Annotated in this window: 22 protein-coding genes and 1 pseudogene; 15 read left to right on the top strand and 8 right to left on the bottom strand. The window is 38.5% G+C overall.

The genetic code is table 11. The features are described 5' to 3' along the window. Positions 1 to 77: 77 nt before the first annotated feature. Entirely contained in the window at positions 78 to 512 is a 435-nt protein-coding gene (locus AC1F25_RS08000; protein WP_002310078.1) for a hypothetical protein, read from the top strand. A 256-nt stretch (positions 513 to 768) separates the two neighbouring features. Here AC1F25_RS08000 and AC1F25_RS07995 read toward each other — a convergent pair whose 3' ends face one another. Next, on the bottom strand, positions 769 to 930 hold the full coding sequence (locus AC1F25_RS07995) for a hypothetical protein (RefSeq protein ID WP_002310079.1): 162 nt from the start codon (positions 928 to 930) through the stop codon (positions 769 to 771). A gap of 18 nt (positions 931 to 948) precedes the next feature. Then, on the bottom strand, positions 949 to 1,971 hold the full coding sequence (locus AC1F25_RS07990; protein ID WP_002310080.1) for a lactonase family protein: 1,023 nt from the start codon (positions 1,969 to 1,971) through the stop codon (positions 949 to 951). 127 nt (positions 1,972 to 2,098) lie between these two features. Here AC1F25_RS07990 and AC1F25_RS07985 point away from each other — a divergent pair, with 127 nt between their 5' ends. Beyond that, positions 2,099 to 2,452: a PTS glucitol/sorbitol transporter subunit IIA gene (locus tag AC1F25_RS07985; protein ID WP_002291472.1), complete on the top strand. Its 354-nt coding sequence runs from the start codon at positions 2,099 to 2,101 to the stop codon at positions 2,450 to 2,452. An 11-nt stretch (positions 2,453 to 2,463) separates the two neighbouring features. Further along, a complete protein-coding gene (locus AC1F25_RS07980; RefSeq protein WP_002291475.1) occupies positions 2,464 to 3,630 on the top strand; it encodes an AI-2E family transporter in 1,167 nt (388 codons plus the stop codon). Positions 3,631 to 3,718: 88 nt separating this feature from the next. Here the strand turns inward: AC1F25_RS07980 and AC1F25_RS07975 are convergent, their stop codons facing one another. Both AC1F25_RS07975 and AC1F25_RS07970 read right to left on the bottom strand, forming a co-directional pair. Then, entirely contained in the window at positions 3,719 to 4,339 is a 621-nt protein-coding gene (locus AC1F25_RS07975; protein ID WP_002310081.1) for an NAD(P)H-dependent oxidoreductase, read from the bottom strand. Between the two features lie 189 nt (positions 4,340 to 4,528). After that, entirely contained in the window at positions 4,529 to 4,825 is a 297-nt protein-coding gene (locus tag AC1F25_RS07970) for a rhodanese-like domain-containing protein (RefSeq protein WP_002291478.1), read from the bottom strand. A 204-nt stretch (positions 4,826 to 5,029) separates the two neighbouring features. On the opposite strand from AC1F25_RS07970, the gene AC1F25_RS07965 reads away from it, so the two are divergent. The 9 genes and pseudogenes from AC1F25_RS07965 (at position 5,030) to AC1F25_RS07925 (ending at position 16,890) form a co-directional block, all read left to right on the top strand. After that, positions 5,030 to 5,680 (top strand): TetR/AcrR family transcriptional regulator, encoded by a 651-nt coding sequence (locus AC1F25_RS07965; protein ID WP_002310082.1) that lies wholly within the window; start codon positions 5,030 to 5,032, stop codon positions 5,678 to 5,680. A 15-nt stretch (positions 5,681 to 5,695) separates the two neighbouring features. Then, entirely contained in the window at positions 5,696 to 7,423 is a 1,728-nt protein-coding gene (locus AC1F25_RS07960) for an ABC transporter ATP-binding protein (RefSeq protein ID WP_002314103.1), read from the top strand. Beyond that, positions 7,420 to 9,312, top strand: coding sequence for an ABC transporter ATP-binding protein (locus AC1F25_RS07955; protein ID WP_479994021.1), 1,893 nt, complete (start codon positions 7,420 to 7,422; stop codon positions 9,310 to 9,312). Before AC1F25_RS07960 ends, AC1F25_RS07955 begins: the two co-directional genes overlap by 4 nt. Positions 9,313 to 9,516: 204 nt before the next feature. Further along, complete coding sequence (locus AC1F25_RS07950; protein ID WP_002310085.1) at positions 9,517 to 10,386, top strand: VOC family protein; 870 nt, start codon at positions 9,517 to 9,519, stop codon at positions 10,384 to 10,386. Positions 10,387 to 10,593: 207 nt separating this feature from the next. After that, on the top strand, positions 10,594 to 11,619 hold the full coding sequence (locus tag AC1F25_RS07945; protein ID WP_002310087.1) for a serine hydrolase domain-containing protein: 1,026 nt from the start codon (positions 10,594 to 10,596) through the stop codon (positions 11,617 to 11,619). A 38-nt stretch (positions 11,620 to 11,657) separates the two neighbouring features. Beyond that, entirely contained in the window at positions 11,658 to 12,608 is a 951-nt protein-coding gene (manA, locus tag AC1F25_RS07940) for a mannose-6-phosphate isomerase, class I (RefSeq protein ID WP_002314101.1), read from the top strand. Between the two features lie 92 nt (positions 12,609 to 12,700). Beyond that, positions 12,701 to 14,404: pseudogene (locus AC1F25_RS07935) on the top strand (PTS transporter subunit EIIC). Position 14,405: 1 nt separating this feature from the next. Further along, entirely contained in the window at positions 14,406 to 16,439 is a 2,034-nt protein-coding gene (locus AC1F25_RS07930) for a BglG family transcription antiterminator (protein ID WP_104760288.1), read from the top strand. Positions 16,440 to 16,449: 10 nt separating this feature from the next. Beyond that, positions 16,450 to 16,890: a PTS mannitol transporter subunit IIA gene (locus AC1F25_RS07925; protein WP_002287254.1), complete on the top strand. Its 441-nt coding sequence runs from the start codon at positions 16,450 to 16,452 to the stop codon at positions 16,888 to 16,890. 109 nt (positions 16,891 to 16,999) lie between these two features. Here the strand turns inward: AC1F25_RS07925 and AC1F25_RS07920 are convergent, their stop codons facing one another. Continuing rightward, complete coding sequence (locus AC1F25_RS07920; protein ID WP_002310095.1) at positions 17,000 to 18,127, bottom strand: ABC transporter permease; 1,128 nt, start codon at positions 18,125 to 18,127, stop codon at positions 17,000 to 17,002. A gap of 2 nt (positions 18,128 to 18,129) precedes the next feature. Further along, positions 18,130 to 18,807, bottom strand: a complete 678-nt coding sequence (locus AC1F25_RS07915) for an ATP-binding cassette domain-containing protein (RefSeq protein ID WP_002316797.1) — start codon at positions 18,805 to 18,807, stop codon at positions 18,130 to 18,132. A 263-nt stretch (positions 18,808 to 19,070) separates the two neighbouring features. Between AC1F25_RS07915 and AC1F25_RS07910 the strand changes: the two genes are divergently transcribed. The 3 genes from AC1F25_RS07910 to AC1F25_RS07900 are packed head-to-tail and all read left to right on the top strand — an operon-like array spanning position 19,071 to position 22,453. Beyond that, positions 19,071 to 20,837, top strand: coding sequence for a PTS mannitol transporter subunit IIBC (locus AC1F25_RS07910; protein WP_002310099.1), 1,767 nt, complete (start codon positions 19,071 to 19,073; stop codon positions 20,835 to 20,837). 14 nt (positions 20,838 to 20,851) lie between these two features. Further along, positions 20,852 to 21,289, top strand: a complete 438-nt coding sequence (locus AC1F25_RS07905) for a PTS mannitol transporter subunit IIA (RefSeq protein ID WP_002291499.1) — start codon at positions 20,852 to 20,854, stop codon at positions 21,287 to 21,289. Between the two features lie 12 nt (positions 21,290 to 21,301). Next, positions 21,302 to 22,453 carry a mannitol-1-phosphate 5-dehydrogenase gene (locus tag AC1F25_RS07900; protein ID WP_061086264.1) on the top strand — a complete coding sequence of 384 codons (1,152 nt, stop codon included), beginning with the start codon at positions 21,302 to 21,304 and terminating at the stop codon, positions 22,451 to 22,453. Between the two features lie 61 nt (positions 22,454 to 22,514). On the opposite strand, the gene AC1F25_RS07895 is transcribed toward AC1F25_RS07900, so the two are convergent. Beyond that, on the bottom strand, positions 22,515 to 23,213 hold the full coding sequence (locus tag AC1F25_RS07895; RefSeq protein WP_002310101.1) for a type 1 glutamine amidotransferase: 699 nt from the start codon (positions 23,211 to 23,213) through the stop codon (positions 22,515 to 22,517). Next, positions 23,206 to 24,558, bottom strand: coding sequence for a Mur ligase family protein (locus AC1F25_RS07890; RefSeq protein WP_002310102.1), 1,353 nt, complete (start codon positions 24,556 to 24,558; stop codon positions 23,206 to 23,208). The genes AC1F25_RS07895 and AC1F25_RS07890 overlap by 8 nt, the downstream gene beginning before the upstream one ends. Positions 24,559 to 24,580 lie beyond the last annotated feature (22 nt).

The following is a 24,580-nucleotide window of genomic DNA, read 5'->3' as shown; positions in this document are numbered from 1 at the left end:
TTTCAAGTACTTGTCATTTGAGGATAAAAACAAGTAGAATAAATAATAACAACAATGGAGAAAGTAGGAAAACAAATATGTTACCGAATATTGGCTATTATGTGCAGTCCATCGATCAAATCGTCAAGGAAACCGAAGCAATTGGAGAAGGAATGCATCCGAAATATGAAGTGATCAGAAACGCAATCGATGAAGGAAAAACAAGTGAACTGGACAGATCGACTCTTGAAGAGACCGTCCAGTTATTTGAAGAAGGAACAAAAAAATATCGGGCAATGCTTAAGAAAGTCAGTACATTGCGCCCACCAGCAAAAGCAATGGGCATTCATAAAAATTTTGAAAAAGCTTATCTTTCATATGTAGCAGGCTGTGAAGAAATGATTCAAAGTATTGATCTTGAGTCAGGGGTAGATAAAGATTTATTCAATACATCTGAAGCAAAACAAGACCAAGCGACTGACCAATTGACAGCTGCCATCCAAAAAATGACTAATTTGTTATTGAAAAAATAAAAGAAAAATTTGATGACAATAAAAACTAGAGTTATCTAATATAAATGTAATATTGTCTTTATGATAGAGTGAACAAAATCCTTTATGATAAGAACATACCTATAACCAACAACCTTGTACTTACTCAAAATTGAGTAAATACTCCTTTTCCGCAGAGTCTAACCAACTCGGCGGTTTTTTTATTTATAGAAAAGGACATCAGAACAGACGAAAAAGTCTTGCGCTGATGTCCTTTTCAGATAGTATGGAAGGTTGATTAGTTTTCTACATTCCGTACATATTGTTCAAAGTAGTTCTGTAAATCGGCTTTGAGTTTCTGATATTCCTCTTCGCTATACTCTTTATCTTCGATTTTCCCATCAAAGAAAGGAATATTCAGTTCTTCCCGCAACCTGTCTAATACGTCTTGCTGATTCATTTTATTCTCCTTTTCTTGCTAACGATCAAAATAAACACAGACACATTCTGGTGCATAGACATCTTTTTGCAATAATTCCAGTAATCCTGTTTCAGGATGACGGCGGTATAATGTCAGATTATCGGTATTCTGATTAGCACATACGACAAAACCATTGCTTGGATCTAGTGCGAAATCGCGAGGGAAATCGCCTTCTGTTGAGATGATTTGTTTATTTTGGATGTGAGAACCATCTTCGGAAACTGCGAATACGGCAATCGAGTTGTGTCCCCGATTAGAAGCGTAAAGGAACTTGCCATCATTGGAAATGCGGATAGCAGCCCCTCCATTTTCACCGTCGAATTCTTCTGGCAAGGTCGATATTTTCTGTAATTCTTCAAAATCACCTGTTTCTTTATCATAAGAAAGCACTCGGACTGTGCTGTCTAATTCACCAAATAAATAGGCGAATTGTCCATTCGGATGAAAGACGAGATGGCGAGGGCCTGTTCCTGGCTCTGCAGTGAAGGTAGTTACAAGATTCAATTTGCCGTTTTCGGACACATCATAAGTATACACACGATCTGTACCAAGATCACACACGACTAATCGTTGGTCAGGAGTCAGATCCGTATAATGGACATGCGCATGATCTTGGTTTTTATGAGGGCCTGTCGCTTCTTGATGGAATACTGAATCCGCTGCTTTCAGCTCGCCATCTCCTAATAGGTGATAGACATTTACTTCGCCTTTATGGTAGTTGGCCCCATAGAGCAATTGCCGTGTTTCATCAACCGCTACATAACATAAAGGAGCCCCAGACTCTGTTACCGCATTCAAAAAATGAAAATCCTTGTCGTACGCACCGGCACCACCTAATCCGTCTACACTGGTAACCGTGTAAAGATTGCCAGCTTTGCTTTTTGCTAGGTAAGTAGGGCTGTTCTCTTCAACAGCCAATGAAAGACTGGATAATTCTTCTTTTTCTGTATCAAGATCGATCGTATAGATTCCTTTGCTTTCGCGGCGTGTATAGGTTCCTAAAATTATCTTTTCGATCATATGAGCTGATTCCTCCTAATGGTAATGAAATAGTTTTCGTTTTTATTCTATCACATAATTATTCCCCACGGCTAAAGAATGAGAATGTGTTATACTGTTTTTGAAAGCAAGTAAAGGAGAGAGTGCGATGATTCAGGCAACGATTACAGAAATTGGAACAGAAGCAATAAACAAGGAAGAACCGATGCTGATTTTGTTCGATAAAACAGCAACAGCTGCCTTGCGAAAATATTCGGTGATTCAAGAGGTGTCGAAAGACGAACCTTTTTCTTTGAAAGCAGGCGGAACGATTACTTTTGATGATCAGTCGTATACGATCGATTATGTCGGTCCGATGGCCAATGGAAATTTAGAGACGGTAGCTCACGTATCATTGATTTTTGATACCTGTCCAGAAGAAGGACAAATTGCAAACGGAATCTATCTCCATCCGCATGAACTGCCTGCTATTGGTTTGGGAAGCCAAATTATTTATAACTAACAGGAGGACTTATGGAAGGGAAAAATAAGAAGAACAGACCGGTGTCTTGGTTTTGGCGCTGGTTTTTAAATAATCAAGTGGTCACAGCTTTACTTGTTGTATTGTTAATATTGCTGATCGTCTTTTTATTTACAAAAGTTTCTTATTTGTTTGCACCGATCTGGCAATTTTTAGCAATCGTAGGACTACCTATTATTCTGGCAGGCATCTTGTATTACTTGATGAATCCGGTAGTTGATTACTTTGAGAAGCGAAAAGTACCAAGGCTCTATAGTATCATTGGGCTGTTTGTTTTGGTCGTTGCATTAATCGTATGGGGAAGCGTAGTGATCATACCTAAGATCCAGGAACAAACAGTCAGCTTTATCAGTAACTTTCCTCAATACGTTGATACGATCGATAACAAATTGACCGAGATCTTGAGAGACCCGCTGTTCAACCAATTTCGTGAACAGTTAGAAACAGCAGGTGATAAGTTCATGAATTCAGCAGGTGATATGATCCAAGACATATCTAAGAGTACAGTTCAGAGTCTTGGGAGTTTTGTTGGTGCGGTAGCGACTATTTTAGTAGCTTTGCTGACGATGCCGTTTATCTTATTTTATTTATTGAAAGATGGTAAGCGATTAGCCCCTTATTTCGTCAAGTTTTTACCAACGCGCATGCAAAAACCGACGTTGAATGTGCTGAGTGAAATGAATAGTCAAGTTTCTTCATATATAAGAGGGCAACTAACTGTGGCTTTTGCTGTGGCAATCATGTTTATGATTGGTTTTGCAATCATTGGTCTAGAATATGCTGTCACGTTGGGGATCATTGCAGGGTTCTTAAATCTGATCCCATACTTAGGTTCATTTTTAGCAATGATTCCAGCCATCTTTTTAGCTATTGTGGCAGGTCCATTCATGATCATCAAGGTACTAATCGTTTTTGCAGTAGAACAGACAATAGAAGGACGCTTGATCTCTCCGTTAGTATTGGGAAATCAGTTAGCAATCCATCCAGTAACGATTTTATTAGTTCTGCTGACGTCAGGGAAATTGTTTGGGATCGTTGGTGTGATCTTAGGGATTCCTGTTTATGCAGCAGCTAAAGTAGTGATTACTCATGTTTTTGAATGGTACACAACGATTTCTTCTCTTTATGAAGAAAATCCGTTGAAAAAGCAGAAAGAATAACAAAAAGAGACAGAGGAAAATTTCCAAAGCACAAATGTTGCTTTGAAGATTTTTCCCTCTGTCTCTTTTATATACATTTACCTCAATTTTAAAATGATTTACCTAAAGCAGCAGCTTTATCTAATGCATTTTGCATCAACTCATCTGCACGGTCAGGGTCATAATCGATTCCTTCGATGAATAGTTGATCTACTTGATTGATGCCTACAAAGTTCAAAATACCTTTTACATATTGAGAGGCAAAGTCTTGTCCGTTGTATACACCGCCGTTAGATTGGATGTGCAGCGCTTTTTTACCTGTCACTAATCCTTCTGGCCCGTTTTCTGTATAGCGGAACGTTTTTCCAGCTACATTGACAGTATCGAACCAAGCTTTTAATTTTGTTGGGATATTTAGATTCCATAAGGCGTTTGCGATAACGATTTTATCAGCAGCAAGGAACTGCTCTGTCAATTCATTGAAACGAGCGATTTTTTGTTGTTGACTTTCTGATAAGGAAGTGAATTCTGCACCAGCACGTAATGCTTCCCAACCTGATAATAATTCTTCATCGATTTCTGGAATATCATCGCGATAAAGTTCCAAAACAGTCACTTCATCATCTGGATGAGTTTCTTTATAACTTGTTAAAAAAGACGTCAACGCCTTAACTGTACGTGATTCTTCTGCAGTTAGGGGATGACCTTTGACTACTAAAACAGATGCCATATGCTTACCTTCTCCTTTTATTGCTATGATTGTTATAACTATGACTAACAAAATTAGTTTACTCGAAAAAGAAAAGGCTATCAAGTCATATTGATAAGGTTGAAGAATAAATAACTAAAAAAGACAGGATATAAAAGAGGTTGTGACACGATTTTTGTCACAGCCTCTTTTGAATCTAACAAGCAATGTTCAAGCAACGCTTGACTGAAGAGCTTCCATCCCACCAATGATATAAACAGCACGAAATCCGCTAGCAGTAAGTTGATCGGCTAATGCTTCTGATCGTCTGCCTGTATAGCTTAGAATATAATAAAGTTTTTTTGGATCTAGATTTTTTAATTGTCTTGGCAAGATAGCAGCGGGGATAGAAAGCGAGTGGCTTAAGTGTTTTTTTGTGTAATCTAAAGTATTTCTTGTATCTAAAACGATGCTGTCAGCATCGAGCGGCAATTTATTGAAGTCTTGGACACTAATTGATTGGGCCATTTATCTCATCCTTTGTTTAGTATGTGGCTATTTTAATGGGCAGCTCTCATTAATTCAAATGGAAGGATTCCTCTTATCACTTTTTTAATGTATCGGATAATAATGAAAAAAAACTATGCAAATATCTTGCGAAACAGGTGGGAGGTGTTATAATGACATAGCGTCATATGACAATGTGTCATCTTAGAAGAAAGGAGGATCCATATGCCGACACAGACATTTTTCCATTTGCCGAAAGAAAAACAAAAAAGGTTAATTGAAGCGGCGAGAATCGAGTTTTCTAGAGTACCTTTGAAAGAAGCCTCGATTGCTAATATCGTCAAATTAGCGGATATCCCTAGAGGCAGTTTCTATCAGTATTTTGAAGATAAAGAGGATCTTTATTTTTATTACTTTGAGACAATGAGACGTGACAGCTCTAAAGATATGTTGCAACTAATGAAAGAATCCGATGGTGATCTATTCAAAGGATTCGAATCCTATTTTTCTAAAATGATTTATGAGATTTTGGAAGGTGAGAATGCTTCTTTTTATCGTAACTTGTTTATGAACATGGATTACCGTGCCTCAAGAAAAGTCGCTCCTCATACGAGTCGCCAAAAATCGCCTCACGATCCACATAAAGAACACAAACAAGATGCAAAAGAGTTGCTTGAATTGATTGATCGGACGAAGCTGAAAGTAAAAAATGATCATGAATTGGAATTACTGATCCAATTAGTGATGAATACTGTATTTACAACAATTGCGCATTCGTATCGCTTATTTTCAACATCTGAAGATTACTCAGTAGAGCAAGCAATCAGTGAATTCAATTTGAAACTTTCTTGGCTGAAAAACGGAGTATATAAATAGAAAGAAGGGAACTAGATGCTAAAAATCGTAAAACGGATCTCCTTGACTTCAGCAATTGCAGCTGCAGTTTTCATGGTGATCCAAGTACTGGCAGATTTATATTTGCCGACACTTACCTCCAATATCATTGATAAAGGGGTAGCGCAAGGAGATGTCGATTATATTTGGCATACAGGTTTTGTGATGATCGGTTTTTCTTTGATCAGTATCTTAGCTGCTATTGCAAATACATTTTTTGCTACTCGAGAATCACAGAAACTGGGTAAGCAATTGCGTACGGATGTCTATAAAAAATCAGAGAGCCTGACAAAAGATGCGTTTGACAAATATGGAACGGCCTCTTTGATCACAAGAACAACCAATGATGTGACTCAAATCCAAATGGTCACACAAATGTTTTTACGTATGATGATCAATGCACCAATCACGTTGATTGGCGCAAGCATACTTGCTTATCAAAAAGATCATCAGTTGACAAAAATCTTCTTAGTCGTCATCCCAGTAATGATTATTTTGATTGGTGGAATCATGTATTTTGCTGTTCCATTATTCAAAAGCATGCAAAAGAAAACTGACCGTTTGAACTTGGTATTTCGAGAAGGGTTGACAGGTGTCAGAGTCATCCGCGCATTCGATAAGACACGCTTTGAAGAAAATCGTTTTGATTTAGCGAATAAAGATTATACAAATACAGCAATCAAAGTTAATACGATTGTCGCATTGATGATGCCGATGATGACATTGATCATGAGCGGTACAAACGTAGCAATCACTTGGTTTGGTGGACACTACATAGCAGATATGACCTTGGAAGTCGGTAATCTGATTGCATTTATGACTTATGCGATGCAGATCTTGATCAGCTTTATGATGCTTTCCGCTATTTTTATCATGGTACCTCGTGCACAAGCTTCAGCTGATCGTATCAATGAGGTGTTGGATGAAAAAATCGGTATCCATGACCCTGAAAATCCTAAAACCGTTTCTTTTGCTGGAAAAGAAGCAACATTGGCCTTCAATCATGTCAATTATCGATATCATGGAGCAGAAAAACTTGCATTGGAAGATATTGATTTTCAAGCTAAGTCAGGCGAAATCGTCGCAATCATAGGAGGAACTGGTTCAGGTAAAACGACCTTAGTCAATTTGATCCCCCGATTATATGACATCGAATCTGGTTCGATCCAAATAAACGGAACGGACATCAGTGAAATGACTCAATATAATTTGCGGGAGCTAATGGGCTTTGTTCCTCAAAAAGCAGTTCTTTTCTCTGGAACGATCCGAGACAATATGCAGTATGGTAAGCCGGATGCAACAGATGAAATGATTTGGAAAGCGTTAGAAATCGCACAAGCTAAAGATTTTGTTTCAGAGATGGAAGATGGATTAGATAGCCATGTGGAACAAGGAGGAGGAAACTTCTCCGGCGGACAAAGACAGCGTCTAGCAATTGCACGAGCATTAGTCAAAACAGCAGACATTTATGTGTTTGATGATTCCTTCTCAGCATTGGATTTCAAAACGGATGCCAATCTTCGCCAAGCATTGAAAACGAATATGAAAGAAAGTATCACGGTTTTAGTTGCTCAACGAGTAAGTACAGTAATGGATGCAGATATGATCCTTGTGCTAGATGAAGGAAAACTAGTTGGCAAGGGAACACATGAAGAACTATTGGCAACAAATGAAACTTATCAAGAAATCGTTCATTCACAACTAAGAGAGGAGGACTTAGCATGAGTAAAACAAACACACGTCCCTCTCACGGACCAGCAGGCGGTCCAGGACACGGCGGACCTGGCAGGAATCTCGGTGTAAAAGGGGAAAAGCCTAAAAATTTCTGGGGAACAGTACGCCGATTGTTTGGCTATATGTCTAAACGTATGGTTGCAATCATCGCTGTATTTGTACTAGCAATAGCAGCCGTGATTTTCCAAATCCAAACACCAAAAGTTTTGGGGAAAGCAACTACAGAAATATTCAAAGGTGTAATGGCTGGCGCGCAACAGATGCAACAAGGGCAACAAGTAACAAAATTTCCGATAGATTTTGATAAAATTGCGCAAATCATTGCAACAGTAATCGTGATGTATTTGATCTCAGCTGTATTCAACTTTTTACAGCAGTTTATTATGACACGTGTTTCACAGCGGACAGTTTATGAGTTGCGTCATGACTTGGAAGCCAAAATGAATCGTGTACCGATTTCCTATTATGATACACATACAAATGGCGATATCATGTCTCGAGCAATCAATGATATGGATAACATCGCAAGCACGCTGCAACAAAATTTGACTCAATTTGTAACTAGTGCAGTCACATTGATCGGGGTCATCGTGATGATGCTTTCAATCAGCTGGCAATTAACGTTAGTCGCGTTATTGATGATCCCTTTAAGCTTGATCATCGTTATGGTCGTTGCGCCAAGATCACAAGTGTTTTTCGCAGATCAGCAAAAAAGTTTAGGTTTATTGAATAACCAAGTAGAAGAAACATATGGTGGTCATACGATCGTTAAAACATTCAATCATACTGAAAAAGATCAGGAAGTATTTGAAAAAGAAAATCAGAATCTGTATGCCGCTGGTTGGAAAGCTCAATTTATTTCGGCAATCATCATGCCGTTGATGAATTTCGTTAAAAATCTAGGCTATGTGTTCGTCGCTGTACTAGGCGGAGTAAAAGTTGCAAATGGGAACATGACATTAGGGGATGTTCAAGCATTCTTGCAATATACGACACAGTTCTCTCAACCAATCACTCAACTTGCAAGTTTGATGAACACTATCCAATCAACGGTTGCTTCAGCCGAACGGGTATTTGAAGTGTTGGATGAAGAAGAGATGTCCAATGAAAAATCTGGCCTTCCAGAAGAAAAAGATACACCATGCAAAGTTCGTTTTGAAAATGTTCAATTCGGCTACACACCAGATAACTTGCTAATGACTGATTTCAACTTGGATGTCAAACCTGGTGAGATGGTCGCTATTGTAGGGCCAACCGGTGCAGGAAAGACGACACTGATCAACCTTCTTGAACGGTTCTACGATGTTTCTGGAGGCAGTATTCGTTACGATGGTGTAGATACCCGTGACCTTTCACGTGATGAATTGCGCGCACAGTTTTCAATGGTACTGCAAGATACGTGGCTGTTTACAGGAAGTATCTATGACAATATCAAATATGGGAACGACGATGCAACAGATGAACAAGTCATTGAAGCTGCTAAAGCCGCTCACGTAGATGATTTTGTTCGTAAATTGCCAGAAGGATATAACACTGTATTAAACGAGGATGCAAGCAATATTTCGCAAGGGCAACGTCAGCTGATCACTATTGCGCGGGCATTCTTAGCAAATCCGGATGTCCTGATCCTTGATGAAGCAACATCTAGTGTAGATACACGAACAGAAATACTGATTCAAAAAGCGATGAACCGCCTATTGGAAAACCGAACAAGTTTTGTTGTCGCTCACCGCTTGTCTACAATACGCGATGCAGACAACATTATTGTGATGAATCATGGTTCGATCGTAGAAACTGGAAACCACGATACATTGATGGAAAAAGACGGATTCTATGCAGATCTTTATAACAGTCAGTTTTCTGAAGAAGAAGCTTCATAGAAACGTACAAATTTATTATTTTTCTTTACCGCATGAAGCACATTTCAAGAAAATGAGTTTCATGTGGTTTTTTACTCATTTATTTACAAAAAACAAGTAAAATGCGAAGTTTCTCACACTTTTTTTAACAAAAACAAAGTTATTGCTTGAAAGAAGAAGAATCCATCGTTAAAATAAAGCTTGACGTAGAGGGGAGCAAGAAATATGAGAGATTTTCAATTGGGGGCTGCCACCTATTTAAAAAGTGTAGCCATTCGGGTGAAAGACCGAGATAAAATGATTGATTTTTACAAGAACGTTGTTGGCTTTGATTTGAAAAGAGAAGAAAACGAATTAGCCATTTTAGGAACAGAAGAAGCTGGAAGTGAAATGTTGCTGCTGGAAGAAAGTCCTAGAGCGAATGATCACATGGGGAAGATCAAAAAGCTGAACCGTTTCTCATTGATTATCCCTAGCACAGAAGAACTGGCAGATATTCTTTGCCGTATTCGTAAAATGAATTATCCAATCAAAGAAGCTTTAGAAGATCATGGACGTATGGGGATTTTACTCGTAGACCCAGAAGAGAATGAATTAGAAATTTACCATGAAGAGAATAAGAATGACCAAAGAGAAGTTCCAGAGACGATGGATCAAGAAGCGTTGTTAAGAAAATCTGAAGAAAAATTCAGTAAACTATCAGCAGGATCTTATTTTGAAAAAATCCATTTAAATGTTACTGATTTAGCAAAAGAACGCCAATTTCTTAATCGTGTCCTTGGTTTGAAGGTACATAATGAAGAAGAGGGCATCCATGTATTGAATGAAGGAGACTTCCATGTTGGATTGACAGAAGCAAGTGGTGGTGCCATCGATTTGCCTACAGATGAAGTGATTGGACTTGATTTTCTGAAATTCATGATTGATACTGAAAGCATGGAAGGACTGATTGCTCACTTGCAGCAATTATCAGTCGATTTCTTCTTGGACAAAAAGCATACAGTACTCACAATCTATGATGCCATAGGAATCGAATGGTGGTTCGTCAGTGAGCCAAAAGAAAAGAATAAAACTGACATTCGATGCGACGCTTAACTTTTTCTTTCTTAACGATTGTCGCATGTCTCGTCATTTTATGAACGGTCATACTATCACTTGTTCTAGAGATAGAAAGAGCAAACAGTATACCGAATGAAACTGCGTGGTTTTCCGCGCAGTTTTTTTGTGTAAAAAGGTTGATTCCTCATAGATTAAGCTTTAAGCTTGGACTGTAAGAATCTGACAGAAAAGCAGGAGAAAAAGATGTACCCACAAACGAAACAGCTTATTTTGAAAAAAATGGAAGAAGGATTTTATCCAGGTGTAGCAGCCGCCTTCATCAAAGAAAATCAAGTAGAATCATTTACAGCTGGCTTTGCCCAAGTCGTTCCTGAAAAACAGCCGATGACAGAAGATCTGTTGTTTGATGCAGCATCACTGACGAAAGTCGTTGCAACCACTTCATTAGTTTTGCGTCTATTAGAAGATGGAAAAATAGAACTCGATCAACCACTGCATAAATATCTTTCTGAATTCGAAAATCAGACAATCACTTTGCGTCATTTACTGACACATACTTCTGATATCAAAACATGGATACCAAACAGAGATGAGCTATCTCAGGAAGAATTGATTGCCGCTTATTTGAAGCTAGAACCAGGTGAGCAACTAGGAAAAGAAGTAAAATATACAGATGCCGGAACGATTCTTCTTGGATTGATGCTGGAAAAAATTTACCAAGAAACTGCAGTGGAAATCTTTCAAGAACAAGTATTGGAACCATTAGAAATGATGAACAGCTTATTTCTTCCTTTTCCTTCCAAAAAAATCGTTCCCACAGAACAACTGCCTTCGGGTGAGGTTTTGCGTGGACAAACTCATGATCCGAAAGCAAGAGTTTTAGCTGAACATGCAGGAAATGCTGGGCTCTTTATCGATTTGAACGACAGCATTACTTTTGTCCAAATGTATTTGAACAAGGGAAAAATCAGTAATGGTCGGTTTTTAGAAGAAGAAACGATTGATTCTTTGCTACAAGATCAAACTCCAGAAAGAAATGGCTATCGTTCTCTAGGGTGGGATTTAAAAAAAGATGTAGGAGACGGTCATGCGATTCTTTTTCATACTGGTTATACAGGTACGTTTTTCTTGATTGATATAAAAACACAAGAAGCGTTGATATTTTTGTCTAATCGCGTACATCCTGTCGATCATCGTGCGGAGTATCTCATATGTCGAGATGAAATTGTTGAAAATTTTTTGAAAGAGAAAGCGGTATTACAGAAATAATGCTATAATAGCTATGAAAAATGAGAGGAGTTTGAATTATGCAAGAACCTATGTTTTTAAAACCAGTTTTTCAAGAAAAAATTTGGGGAGGAAGCCGCTTACGTTCAGTCTTCGGTTTTGATATCCCTAACGATAAAATCGGAGAAGATTGGGCGATCAGTGCGCATCCTCATGGTGTCAGTGTAGTAGAAAATGGCGAATTCAAAGGGAAAAGATTAGATGAACTATGGTCAGAACACAAGGAATTGTTTGGCCATCCTTCAGAACCAGTGTTTCCATTATTGATCAAGATCTTAGATGCAGAAGATGATCTATCTGTACAAGTACATCCAGATGATGCCTATGGGATGAAACATGAAGGTGAATTAGGAAAAACTGAGTGCTGGTATATCATCGATGCTGAACCTGGTGCAGAAATCATCTACGGTCATCATGCAAAGACAAGAGAAGAACTAGCTGAGATGATCAAAAATGGGCGCTGGGATGATCTTTTGAAGAAAGTACCAGTTAAAAAAGGTGATTTCTTTTATGTACCAAGCGGAACGATCCATGCTATTGGTAAAGGGATCATGATTTTAGAAACACAACAAAGCTCCGATACGACCTATCGCGTGTATGACTACGACAGAAAAGATGCGCAAGGACAAACAAGAGAGCTGCATATCCAACAATCGATCGATGTAACAACTGTCCCTGCCAAAACACCAGAACTACAAATCAAAGAAGTTCGAAAAGGGAATTCATCGATCGTCACTTATTTAGAAACTGAGTTTTTCAATGTATATGAGTGGGATATTAAAGGAATCGCATCTTTCAAAAAACAAGCCCCTTATACGTTGATGACAGTGATTGAAGGAGCAGGAGACCTTGTTGTTGACGGAAAAACATATCCATTAGAAAAAGGAACAAGCTGTATCATTCCAAGTGGCGTTTCTGAGTGGACGGTCCAAGGTGAACTAGCAATCATTGCGTCTGAACCAGGCAAATAGTTCCCAGATAGCTGAAAGCGGCAGACGGTTTTCGTTTGCTGCTTTTTCTACATAAAATCCGTCTATCAATAAATAGAAGTATGGTGAAAAAGATGGAATACAAATGGAAAGCAAACAGCAACAGTCGAGTGTTTACGAAACAACTGAGAAAAGCCGGACACCACTTGAATGAGATGATCATGCCAAACCTAAGTCTGTTTATTGCTTGGGGAATCTTGTCATTAGTAATGAAAGGTGTGTCTGGCGATTTGCACGCCACGTTGGAAGAGGTATGCCACTGAATGATTCAACTGCTTTTACCAATCTTGATCAGCTATTCAGGCGGAAAATCGGTAGGGGGACAAAAAGGAGCAGTCGCGGGCGCAATCGCTTCTTTAGGGTTGATTGCTCGTTCCGATGCCCCGCAAATCGTAGGAGCGATGATTATAGGGCCGCTTGCCGGCATCTCGTATGAACAATTTGTTTCTAGATTTCATGCGAAATTCAAAGGTGGTTATGAAATGCTTGTCAGCAACTTACTAGTAGGGCTGATTGGTAGTATTATTTGTATAATTGGAATCGTTTTTATTGAGCCAGCTTTAAATAGTTTCCACCTGTTGCTTGTCTCCGTCGTGTCTTGGCTAGTCAAAATGAATCTGTTGCCGCTTGTCAGTTTGATCCTAGAACCTCTAAAAGTACTATTTTTTAATAATGCAATCAACCATGGTGTGTTGACACCTTTAGGAATCGAATTCTCACAAACAGTCGGGTACTCTTACCTGTTTTTGATGGAGGCAAATCCGGGACCTGGTTTAGGGATCTTACTTGCTATCCTTTGTTTTGCAGAAAAACAGGAAAAAGTAAATGCGAGTGGAGCATTGATGATCCATGCGATTGGCGGGATTCACGAAATCTATTTTCCATTTGTCTTGCTGCGACCGTATCTATTTTTAGCTGTAATGGTTGGTGGAGCAAGTGGCACGTTGATATTCCAATGGTTAGATGCGGGATTAGCTACTCCTGTATCGCCCGGGTCACTACTCGTGATTTTTGCCAATACGCCTTATCCGCAACTAGCTGGGGTAAGTATAGGGATAGCAATCAGTACATTTGTGACCTTCATTTGTGCAACGCTGCTATTGAAATTACCGAAAAAAGAAGAAGGAGACAACACGGTCAAAGAAAGGGGAGAAATTTTGGAACTATCTACCATTCATTCTGTCGTTTTTGCGTGTGACTCAGGCATGGGATCAAGCGCTATGGGAGCTGCCCTGCTGAAGAAAAAATTAGCAGCGGAAAAAATTGATCTCGCTGTTGGATACAGCTCTGTCTATGAATTGAACAATCAAGTAAATCAGCTTGTTATCGTCCAACATGAATTAGCGGATCTTGCAAGAGAAAAAGTACCTCAAAGTCAAATTTTCGTATTGAATCACTTTTTGGAAACAGATATCTTGCTGTCACGAATAAAAAAAGCAATCCACGAACCAAATTGGAAAGAAAAAAAAGAGAGAGTAGAAGTAATAGAACAGAAAAAGTCGCCCGTCAACGTTGTGTTTTTGTATAAAAATAATAGACGTGGTTCACAAACCATGGGCATGGCGATTTTAAGTCAATTAGCAAAAAAAGAGAAAAAACAGTTTGTTATCTTAAAGGAACCAATCGAACAGCTCAAAATCCAAGAAGAAACGATTTATATCGCCCAAAGAGAACTAGCTGTAAATGAACAGCTAAAAGAAAAGATCCCTCAGCTAGTCCTAGTGGAACATTGGGTAGCTACGAATGAATACGAAAAACTTGTGAAGGGAGAAAAATAAGATGTACTTATCGCCCAGAGAAAAACAATTATTAGCAGAATTTCTCAGCAGTCCCTCACCTGTGACTATCCAAAAAATGATGAATTTATTGAAAGTCAGCAAGCGGACCATTTACCGCGAATTAGATAATCTTGAAGTCTCATTGAAATCGGTAAATGCTTCGTTGAAAAAAGTAGCAAGAGGTTCGTTTGTCATTGAGGCATCGGAAGAAGTAATGGAGCAATTAAAAGAAAATACAGAGGGGAAAAGCGATGATTTGCCTACTGCTAAACGCCAACACGCAATTTTAGCCGAGTTGTTACTAACGACAGAACCGTTGAGTCTTGCTCATTTTATGGAATTATACCGCATCAGTAATACTACTTTTTATGCAGATATCAAACAGTTGGAAGAAAGTATCCGCCAACTGCCTTTGGAAATCATTCGGAACCAAGGATATGAGATCGTAGGACCGGAAAAATACCGTCGGCTTCTAACAGCGAATGTATTAGAATTAGAAATCAATGAATATGAACTTTTTCATAGTATTCCTTTTGATTCATCGCTGAATTACTTTTTTCGATTCGTTGATCCGCAACATCTGTCTCTTGCACGCCAAGTAGTCGGGGAAGAATTGATCCAAAAAAAGACTAATCTAAGTGATAGAAAACTTGAACATTTGGTTTTGATGCTGACATTGACGATGGATCGTGTAACGAAAAATCATTTACTGACAAATGAGACGTATAATGGTCTGGCAAACAAAGAATTGCTTCAGACCGCTAAACGATTATTCTCACGGATTGCTTCTGAGACAAAACAACTTTACCCAGTAAATGAGATCGTCTTTTTTGCAGGATTATTAAATGACTTCACGAACTCATTTGATCAGAATTTCTTTGAAGAAACGTTCGATACACAGCTTGCTTATTTAGTAAAACAACTGATTCAAGAAGTAAGTGAAGAGACGAATGTCCATTTTTATGAAGATGAAACCTTGTACAAAATGCTTTTGACCCATTTGTCTGGTGTGTTTTCAAGAGCCGTTTTACAAGAAGAGACACTGACTAATCCGATTTTAGAAAAAATCATGGTTCAATATGAGGAAATTGCCAATGCAATCCGCAAAGCAGTAGAGCGGATTTTTCAAGAAAAGAAATTATCAGAAGAAGAGATCGCATATATGGTCCTTCATTTTGCAAATTCATTAGAAAGAAGCCCGAAAGAAAGCGATATCAGTATCGCAGGATTCTCACCAAGCGGCTTAGCTTCTACTAGCATGTTGGAACTGCGTTTGAAACGGTATTTTCCTTTCATTCAACAGATTCATTTCTATCGGATCGCTGATTTGAAAAAAATTGATTTACAAGAAGAATATGATATTGTTATTTCTACATCTATTCTACCAGGATATGATGGAAAATATATTTTAGTCTCCCCGCTACTGCTAGAAGATGAAGTCAAGCAGCTAAAAGAAGCTTTTTCGCATATTGAGAAGAAAAAAAGGCAAAAGAATACGTATAACAGCAATAACGAGTGGATGCTAGAAGATACTTATGAGGAAACGATGCATTTCATGGAGCAAATCAATCAATTACTTGATCGTTTCTTTATTCAAGAACTAGATAATCCTAATACGGTCTCTGAAACGATTCGCAGTTTATTTCCTTATTTTCCTGAAGGACTAGTAACAGATGAAGAGGTGGTTCATCGCCGACTGCTTAAGCGATATGGACAAGCACCTATCGGAATTCCTCATACAAATATGGGGTTATTCCATACATCCAGCTCATTGGTTTCTAAACCGATCTTTTGTATTTTCAATTTGAAACAACCGTTGACAATTGACGGGATGGATAGACAGCCAGTCGATTTGTCCCGTATGTTAGTTATGCTGGCGCCTTCGCCAATCCAAGAAAAAGACGGGATTCTTTTAGGAAAGATCAGTGGAGCAATCATCATGAACGATTTGAACACCGAGATCTTCCGCTCAGGAAATAAAGAAATCGTTTATCAATTGTTAGCGAAAATCCTGATTGAAGAAATAAAGAAATGAGGGTGAAAAGATGATCCAGCTACCAGCAGAAAAAATATTGCTCGATCAATCCTATCAAAATTGGAAAGAAGCGTTGACCGAGATCGGCCAGTGGATGACCCAACAAGGGGGAATCAAACCGGCATATATCCAATCAATGATCGAAAGACAAGAAAAAGCGAGTGTCTATATCGGGAATTTCGTAGCCTTGCCACATGGGACTGACAAAGATGAAGAAGTAGTAGAAGAAGGGATCTATTTAGTCCAAGTACCTGATGGTGTGGACTTTGGAACAAAAGAGGAACCAAAAATCGCGACACTCTTATTTGTAGTGGCTTTAAAAAAAGAACATCAGTTAGCTGTGCTACAAGATTTAGCCTTTTTTTGTTCAGACATCGACCAAGTAATGGCACTCAGTGATGCGGAAACCATTGAAGAAGTCCAAATGATTTTTGAACATGGACATATATAACCAATGTTCTCAGTAAAAAAGATGCCTTGCATCAAGTAATAACTTCAACCAAGTGAAAAATAGGAGACGGTGACAAGATTTTTGTCACCGCTCCTATTATTTTTGTGTTTTAATAACTCTTTTTTATATAGATAGCGCACATACCTATGAATAATAGAACAATACTCCATGTACCAAGTGTCAAGATACCATTCATGAAAGTAACCTGTTCTGAAGCTAGTGGAGAGAAAATATCTCCTCCTACGATCACATTTTGAAAATCAACATAAGAAGTTGGCAAGTAATGACTGATTGATTCTATCCATCCAATCGAAGAAAACAAGCGATACTCTGCTAAGAAAAGACAAAGAAGTGTACCTAAAAGATTGACTAGAGAATGTTCAAATAAAGCAGATAGAAGAAAACTGATCGTACTTAAAAAGAACACCCACAACAACAAGAACAGAAAACTCTGGAAAAGATATGCATACATCGGAAGGATTCGTATCTCCTGACCAATGATCGTTCCTACAGGATAACGGAAGTCGCCCAAACCATTTTTGATTACTACTAGTATAGAGACGAACAAAAATGGAATCACGAGACTTAGCATAGCTGCACCATAATAAACGGTGAAACGGATGCTATGTTTCTTTACCATACTATCCGGTAATAGATTGACTAGAGAGATTACCTGCTTTCTTTTTTCATAAGAGATGATCGAGGAAAGAAACAAGGCGGTTATACATAAAATCAAAAAACTAGAAATCATTCCTGAAAAAATATTTTCGTAGTAATTCGCTAAAGGGAGGTGCGCTGGCAAGTCAAAAATTGAATATCTTTGGATCTGATGTTCTTTCATATAACGGAGCAACTCTACACGTTTTTGTTGTTCAATGATTGGAAGTCCTTGTCTTTGACCAGAAATCAGCCGGCCCAGTATATCTTTTTCATAATGATAAGTTGCTTCGACCATTTCCTGGACATTCCCTGTGTTTTTTGCACGTAAAATTGCTTCGATCAGTTTGTTGCTTTTCTCTAAACTTTCCACAAATTCTTTCTCATTCTCATCTTCTTTCAACGTTTCAATCAAACGTTGCGTCTCTTCATAGTTATGATTCAGTTCATCGAATTCTGTATAAGCAAGTTCATGATCAAAAAAAAGTGGGAATGCAAAGAGCACGATCAACAATAGAGGGAATAAAAAGTTTACTTTGTTTTTTAGTAAGAGATTGCGTTCAAATGTAAATAAAGTCATAGTTACACCTCATACAATTGACGATAAATAGCTAAAATCTCTTCCATATTTGAGGATTCTGTGACGATTTCTCCATTTTTTAGAAAACATGCTTTAGAACAAATCGATTGGATATTCGCGATAGCGTGGGAAGAAAGAAGAATCGTCTTCCCCTCTTCCTGCCATTGTCTGATCAGCCTATTCAAGATATCAATACTTCCTGGGTCTAACCCGTTCAACGGTTCATCGAATAACATGACAGATGAATCACTGATCAAGTAAGCAGCAAGCAAGACATGTTGTTTCATTCCTAGAGACATTTTTCCAATCGGCAAAGTAAGGTACTCAGTCATCTTCAATCGTTGGAAAACAGTTTGGCATTCTACTTTGCTCTGCCAATAGTATTTGATCAAAGTCAAATAATCAACAGCCGTTAGATAGTCGGATAACTGATTCGTTGATTCTAGAAAAAAGAAAGACCGGCGATAATCTGTATAAGCAGTAGGAGAGATGTTGTGAAGGGACAATTGATCATAAGTTGTTGGCAGCAGTTGGGCAATGCCATTCAGCAAAGTTGTTTTGCCAAATCCGTTCGGGGCAATCAAAGCAGCTACTTCTCCTGATTCTACTAAAAGATCCAATTGTCGAATCACACGTTTTTTACCACGTTTCATGTTCATGTTTTTGATCAGTAATGTCATAGATAGGTCTCCAATATAAATTTTAATATCATAATAAAACAAAAAGCATCCAAATAAAATGCTGACAAAAGTTATTATTTACATATTATAAAAAAGTTAAAATAACATGTTTATTTAAAAGTAAAGTTTGCTGATCCCAAAATTTTTTTATTTTGCTGATATCCTCAAACCTTTGGCACAAAGTTTCGTGCCAAAGTACGACTATTTCTCTTTTTAGTAAGCGAATACAATTAGAGTATCAAAAGGAGAGAGGAAGAGACAAAATGGAACGGATGATTCCCAAAAACAACATTTCGCTAAAAGCGAGGGTACAAAAATTAGGCAGTACCTTATCAAGCATGGTCATGCCAAACATTGGAGCACTGATTGCTTGGGGTGTGTTAACGGCTTTATTTATCCCAGATGGTTATTTGCCAAATGAAGCTTTTGCTACCATGGTAAGCCCGATGCTAACTTATCTGATTCCTTTATTGATCGGCTATACTGGCGGAAAAGTAATTGCTGGTGACCGCGGATCAGTTGTGGGAGCAATTGCAACGATGGGTGTGATTGTCGGAACAGATATTCCAATGATGCTAGGTGCGATGATCATGGGACCTCTTGGTGGATATGCTATCAAGAAATTTGATCAGCTGTTCCAAAAACGGATCAAATCCGGTTTTGAAATGTTGGTCAATAATTTTTCAGCAGGTCTTATCGGTTTTGGATTAGCGTTATTAGGTTTTTCTGCGATAGGTCCAGTTGTCGATACATTGACTCAAGCAATGGCAAAAGGTGTAGAGATCATTTTATCTGCCCATTTGATTCCATTGACAAGTATTTTTATTGAACCAGCAAAAATCTTATTTTTGAATAATGCAATCAATCATGGGATTTTGACACCATTAGGAACTGAACAAGTAGCAGATGCAGGAAAATCTATTCTATTCTTGCTTGAAGCAAATCCTGGTCCAGGACTTGGCGTATTACTTGCTTTTACTTTGTTTGGCAAAGGAGCAGCAAAATCTTCAGCACCAGGTGCTATGATCATCCACTTTTTAGGTGGGATCCATGAAATCTATTTTCCTTACGTCATGATGAAACCGTTATTATTCTTATCAGTTATAGGCGGAGGAATGTCAGGAAGTTTCATTTTCCAATTGATGGATGCTGGACTAAGAGCGCCAGCTTCTCCAGGATCAATCATTGCGATTCTAGCGATGACACCGTTCAATTCTTACCTTCCTGTTATTTTGGGCGTGATTGTTGCCGCAGCTGTTTCATTCGGTATTTCTGCAGTGATTTTGAAAGCGGATGCGAAAGATACAAATGAAGACTTTGAAAAGTCTGTGCAAGAGACAAAAGTAGCTAAACAAGCATCTAAAGGTGCCCAAGGTATTCCTCAAGGAACTGCGCTATCTGGCGTACAAAAAATCATTTTTGCTTGTGATGCAGGGATGGGATCAAGTGCGATGGGCGCTTCGATTTTGAGAAAAAAAGTACAGGAAGCAGACTTGCCTCAAACGGTGACTAACCAAGCAATCAGCCAACTGACAGATGACTCGAATACATTGATCGTTACTCAGGTCGAACTACAAGAAAGAGCAAAACAAAAAGCACCGAACGCGCGTTTTGTTTCAGTAGAAAACTTTTTGAATTCACCTCGATATGATGAAATCATTCAAGAATTGAGCAGCAAACAGGAACCATCAACTTCTGAAACTAAGAACGAGCCAACAGAAGAGTTTCTTTCAGCAAACATCAAACAAATCAAAGAGATTCTACTTGTCCACGATGATCGTTCGGGATCAGCAACAATGGGAATGACTGTGCTCAAAGATATATTAGACAAGAACCATTTAACTATCCCGTTACGAAAAGTCAACATCCAGGAGTTAAAAGGGGAGCCTGATTCACTGATCGTAGCCAAAGAAAGTTTAGCAGAAAAAGCACAGATGGCTGCACCGCAATCCATTCATTTATCGGTTAATAGCATGGTCAACCCACAAAAATTTGAATCAATTGCACAATATTTGAAACAGACAGCTTAAGGGAGGAAAACAGCATGCAAAGTTTGCCATTCGACATGATCGAACTCAATCGATCATTTAAAACCAAAGAAGAAGCGATCCGCTATTGCGGTCAAAAGCTTGTAGAAGCAGGATGCGTTGATGAGGAATATATCGATGCCATGGTAGAAAGAGACAACATGTTATCTGTTTACATGGGGAATTTTATCGCGATTCCTCATGGAACAGATGAAGCAAAAAAATATGTGAAAAAATCCGGCATTTGTGTCGTACAGGTGCCAGACGGTGTCAATTTTGGTACGGAAGAAGAAGAAAAGATTGCGACTGTTTTGTTCGGTATAGCAGGAGTCGGCGATGAGCATCTGCAACTTGTACAGCAAATCGCACTTTATTGCAGTGATATGGACAATGTTGTCCAACTAGCAGACGCGCTCAGCAAAGAAGAAGTAACGGAAAATCTAGCAATTGCTTAAGGAGAGAGAAAAATGAGAGCAGTACATTTTGGTGCAGGAAATATCGGTCGAGGATTTATTGGAGAAATTTTGGCAACTAATGGATTTGAGATTACTTTCGTAGATGTGAATCACACGATCATTGATGCTTTAAATGAAAGAAAAGAATACGAAATCGAATTAGCAGATGAATCAAAAGAAAGAATCACTGTGAAAAATGTCAAAGGAATCAACAATCAAACAAATCCAGAAAAAGTAATCCAAGAAATCGCTGAAGCAGATTTAGTCACTACCGCCATTGGCCCGAATATCTTACCTTTTATTGCCGAGTTGATTGCAAAAGGTATCCAAGCAAGAGAAATGGAAGGAAACGCAACACCTTTAGATGTCATTGCCTGTGAAAACATGATTGGTGGTTCAGCATTTCTAGAAAAAGAAGTGTATAAATATCTTCCAGAAACATCATTTACTGACAAATATATCGGCTTTCCAAATGCAGCAGTCGATCGAATCGTCCCATTACAACACCATGAAGATCCTTTATTCGTCCAAGTAGAACCTTTCAAGGAATGGGTCATTGACGATAGCCAAAGAAAAAATAAAGAAATCCAATTAAAAGGGGTTTTATATGTAGATGATCTAGAACCATATATCGAACGCAAACTATTTAGTGTCAATACTGGTCATGCGACTGTCGCTTATACAGGTGCCTTGTTAGGTTACCAGACCATTGATGAAGCAATGCAAGATGCGTTAGTTGTAGCACAATTAAAATCAGTTCTGCAGGAAACAGGAAGTTTGCTGATTGCCAAATGGGGGTTTGATTCAGAGCAGCATCATGCGTATATTGAAAAAATCATCCATCGTTTCCAAAACAAATATATCTCTGATGCGATCACACGTGTCGCTCGGACACCATTACGTAAGTTAGGTTATCAAGAACGGTTTACACGGCCAATGAGAGAACTGCAAGAACATAACTTGACTTGTCCACATTTGACGGCAACAATGGGTATTATTTTTAATTATTATGATCCTGAAGATGAACAAAGCCGTCAACTGCATGAAATGAAGATCCATGAAAACTTAGAACAATTGATCCAAGAAGTCACAGGAATCAATGATCCGAAAACAATCGGGAATATCAAGCAAAACGTGAACCGTTATGCCAAGCAAGTCGCTTAAAATAGGATACGAAAAAGGGGAATGTGACGCAACTTTTGTCACATTCCCCTTTTTCGAATAACTAGGCTGTTTGTCCTTCAAGATAGGGCAGGTCCAACTCTTCACCGTAACGTTGTTCTAAAGCTAGGCGAATCAAGCGAGCTGCTAATTTCTCATTTCTTGCAAGGATAGGTCCGTGGAAATAAGAACCGAAGACATTTCGGTAAATGACACCTTCGGATTGATCTTCCCCATTGTTCCCTTGACCTTGTACCACTTTCCCCAAAGGCCGTTCACCTTTACCTAAGAAAGTCCGACCATTGTGGTTTTCAAATCCATAATAAGTTTCATTGAATTCTTCATTATGGATGACAATGTCACCGATAAACCGGTTGTTTTCCTGACTTAATGTGTAGTGATCCAGGGCACTGATACCTTGGATCTTTTCTCCGTTGGCTCCCATGTAGTAGTGACCCAGCAATTGATAACCACCGCAAATGGCTAACATGACACCATCATTTTCGATATAGTTGATCAAAGAATCTTTCTTTTTCTGGATGTCTTTTGAAATGATCAGTTGCTCAAAGTCTTGACCACCGCCAAAGAAAACCAAGTCATATTTATTAGCATCAAAAGGTTCATGTATACTAACGATCTCCGTATGGCAAGAAACCCCCATTTTTTCTGCTACATATTTCAACATCAAAAGGTTTCCGTTATCACCATATGTGTTCATCAAATTTCCATAAAGGTGGGCGATATTGAGTTCATAATTAGCCATGATTCATTCCTCCTTTGATAAATCCTTGAGCCGCTAGTTCTTTACGTAGCTGCAATACAGCAGTGTAAGTAGCTAAGATATAGACATGTTCAGTTGGCAATTCTTTGATTTTTTCGATTACTTCTGGTAATTCTTTTGTTTCTGTCAATTTATTTTCTGGAATCCCGGCAACTTTCAGACGTAAAGTCATATCTGTATGACGATCTCCTCCAGAAATAACGGCTGGGATATCCATATCGGCAAAGTTTTCAAAATTACCATCCCAAATCCAGCTGACATCGATTCCATCTGCGTAATTGGCATTCAATAAAGCTACTAAAGAAAATGGATAAGGAGCTAGACCAATCATATCGATTACTTGATTGATGCCTACAGGATTTTTGACAAGTACTAATGTACATTTCTTTCCATTGATATTGATGACTTCTTGTCGGCCGAACACTTTCTCGTCATATCCTAAACCTTGTTTGATTTTATCAGGATCGACATTGAAGTACTCCGCCACTGCAGTAGCTGCTAAAGCGTTGTAGACGTTATACATACCACCAACTTCGATTCCATATTCATGACCATCAATCACAAAATCTGCTGAAACATTGTCCATCCGTACCATATCAGTCAATCGGTAATCCAGTTCAGGACGTTTGAAGTCACAATTTGGACAGTAATATTTTCCTAAGTTTGCATAAGTGATCATTTTATAATGCAGGATGTGATGACAATTCGGACACAAGACACCGTCTGTATTGTAATGCGCCATTTGTTCACGATCTTCTTCATGGTCAAAGCCATAATATTTTCTAGGATTAACTGTTTCGATCGAATTGAAGATCGGTGAATCACCGTTACTGATAATCGTTGCATTTGGTGACTTTGCGGCACCGTCTACAATCATTTTATAGGTCGTATAAATTTCTCCATACCGATCCATTTGATCACGGAAAATATTTGTAAATAAAAATAGTTCTGGTTTCATATATTCTGTGACTTTGCTCAAACTTGCTTCATCTATTTCTAGGACAGCAAATTTTTTCTGTCCTTTTTTTGGTTTTGCCTGCAAGAAAGTCGATACAATTCCCTGTACCATATTCGCACCAGTAGGGTTGGTTAGAACTTCATCGAATTGCTGGCGCAAAATATTGACTGTTAAAGCGGTAGTCAATGTTTTACCGTTTGTTCCGGTAACAACGACGACTTGGTAGTCTTTTGCCAAGCTATCCAATATATGTGGATCGACTTTCAGCGCTAGTTTACCTGGTAAACTTGATCCGCCTTTAAAAAAAGTTTTTAATGCCCATTGCGACGTTTTCCCAACTGCAATCGCAAAATGACTGCGTATTCCCATTATGTAACCTCCAAAAACGATT

The sequence above is a fragment of the Enterococcus sp. M-BR2 genome, from assembly GCF_056612775.1.
This window is presented reverse-complemented; position numbering and strand designations above follow the sequence as displayed.

Coding starts and splice junctions, on each gene's coding strand:
- AC1F25_RS08000 (WP_002310078.1), top strand. CDS start 78: ATGTTACCGAATATTGGCTATTATGTGCAGTCCATCGATCAAATCGTC.
- AC1F25_RS07995 (WP_002310079.1), bottom strand. CDS start 930: ATGAATCAGCAAGACGTATTAGACAGGTTGCGGGAAGAACTGAATATT.
- AC1F25_RS07990 (WP_002310080.1), bottom strand. CDS start 1,971: ATGATCGAAAAGATAATTTTAGGAACCTATACACGCCGCGAAAGCAAA.
- AC1F25_RS07985 (WP_002291472.1), top strand. CDS start 2,099: ATGATTCAGGCAACGATTACAGAAATTGGAACAGAAGCAATAAACAAG.
- AC1F25_RS07980 (WP_002291475.1), top strand. CDS start 2,464: ATGGAAGGGAAAAATAAGAAGAACAGACCGGTGTCTTGGTTTTGGCGC.
- AC1F25_RS07975 (WP_002310081.1), bottom strand. CDS start 4,339: ATGGCATCTGTTTTAGTAGTCAAAGGTCATCCCCTAACTGCAGAAGAA.
- AC1F25_RS07970 (WP_002291478.1), bottom strand. CDS start 4,825: ATGGCCCAATCAATTAGTGTCCAAGACTTCAATAAATTGCCGCTCGAT.
- AC1F25_RS07965 (WP_002310082.1), top strand. CDS start 5,030: ATGCCGACACAGACATTTTTCCATTTGCCGAAAGAAAAACAAAAAAGG.
- AC1F25_RS07960 (WP_002314103.1), top strand. CDS start 5,696: ATGCTAAAAATCGTAAAACGGATCTCCTTGACTTCAGCAATTGCAGCT.
- AC1F25_RS07955 (WP_479994021.1), top strand. CDS start 7,420: ATGAGTAAAACAAACACACGTCCCTCTCACGGACCAGCAGGCGGTCCA.
- AC1F25_RS07950 (WP_002310085.1), top strand. CDS start 9,517: ATGAGAGATTTTCAATTGGGGGCTGCCACCTATTTAAAAAGTGTAGCC.
- AC1F25_RS07945 (WP_002310087.1), top strand. CDS start 10,594: ATGTACCCACAAACGAAACAGCTTATTTTGAAAAAAATGGAAGAAGGA.
- manA (WP_002314101.1), top strand. CDS start 11,658: ATGCAAGAACCTATGTTTTTAAAACCAGTTTTTCAAGAAAAAATTTGG.
- AC1F25_RS07930 (WP_104760288.1), top strand. CDS start 14,406: ATGTACTTATCGCCCAGAGAAAAACAATTATTAGCAGAATTTCTCAGC.
- AC1F25_RS07925 (WP_002287254.1), top strand. CDS start 16,450: ATGATCCAGCTACCAGCAGAAAAAATATTGCTCGATCAATCCTATCAA.
- AC1F25_RS07920 (WP_002310095.1), bottom strand. CDS start 18,127: ATGACTTTATTTACATTTGAACGCAATCTCTTACTAAAAAACAAAGTA.
- AC1F25_RS07915 (WP_002316797.1), bottom strand. CDS start 18,807: ATGACATTACTGATCAAAAACATGAACATGAAACGTGGTAAAAAACGT.
- AC1F25_RS07910 (WP_002310099.1), top strand. CDS start 19,071: ATGGAACGGATGATTCCCAAAAACAACATTTCGCTAAAAGCGAGGGTA.
- AC1F25_RS07905 (WP_002291499.1), top strand. CDS start 20,852: ATGCAAAGTTTGCCATTCGACATGATCGAACTCAATCGATCATTTAAA.
- AC1F25_RS07900 (WP_061086264.1), top strand. CDS start 21,302: ATGAGAGCAGTACATTTTGGTGCAGGAAATATCGGTCGAGGATTTATT.
- AC1F25_RS07895 (WP_002310101.1), bottom strand. CDS start 23,213: ATGGCTAATTATGAACTCAATATCGCCCACCTTTATGGAAATTTGATG.
- AC1F25_RS07890 (WP_002310102.1), bottom strand. CDS start 24,558: ATGGGAATACGCAGTCATTTTGCGATTGCAGTTGGGAAAACGTCGCAA.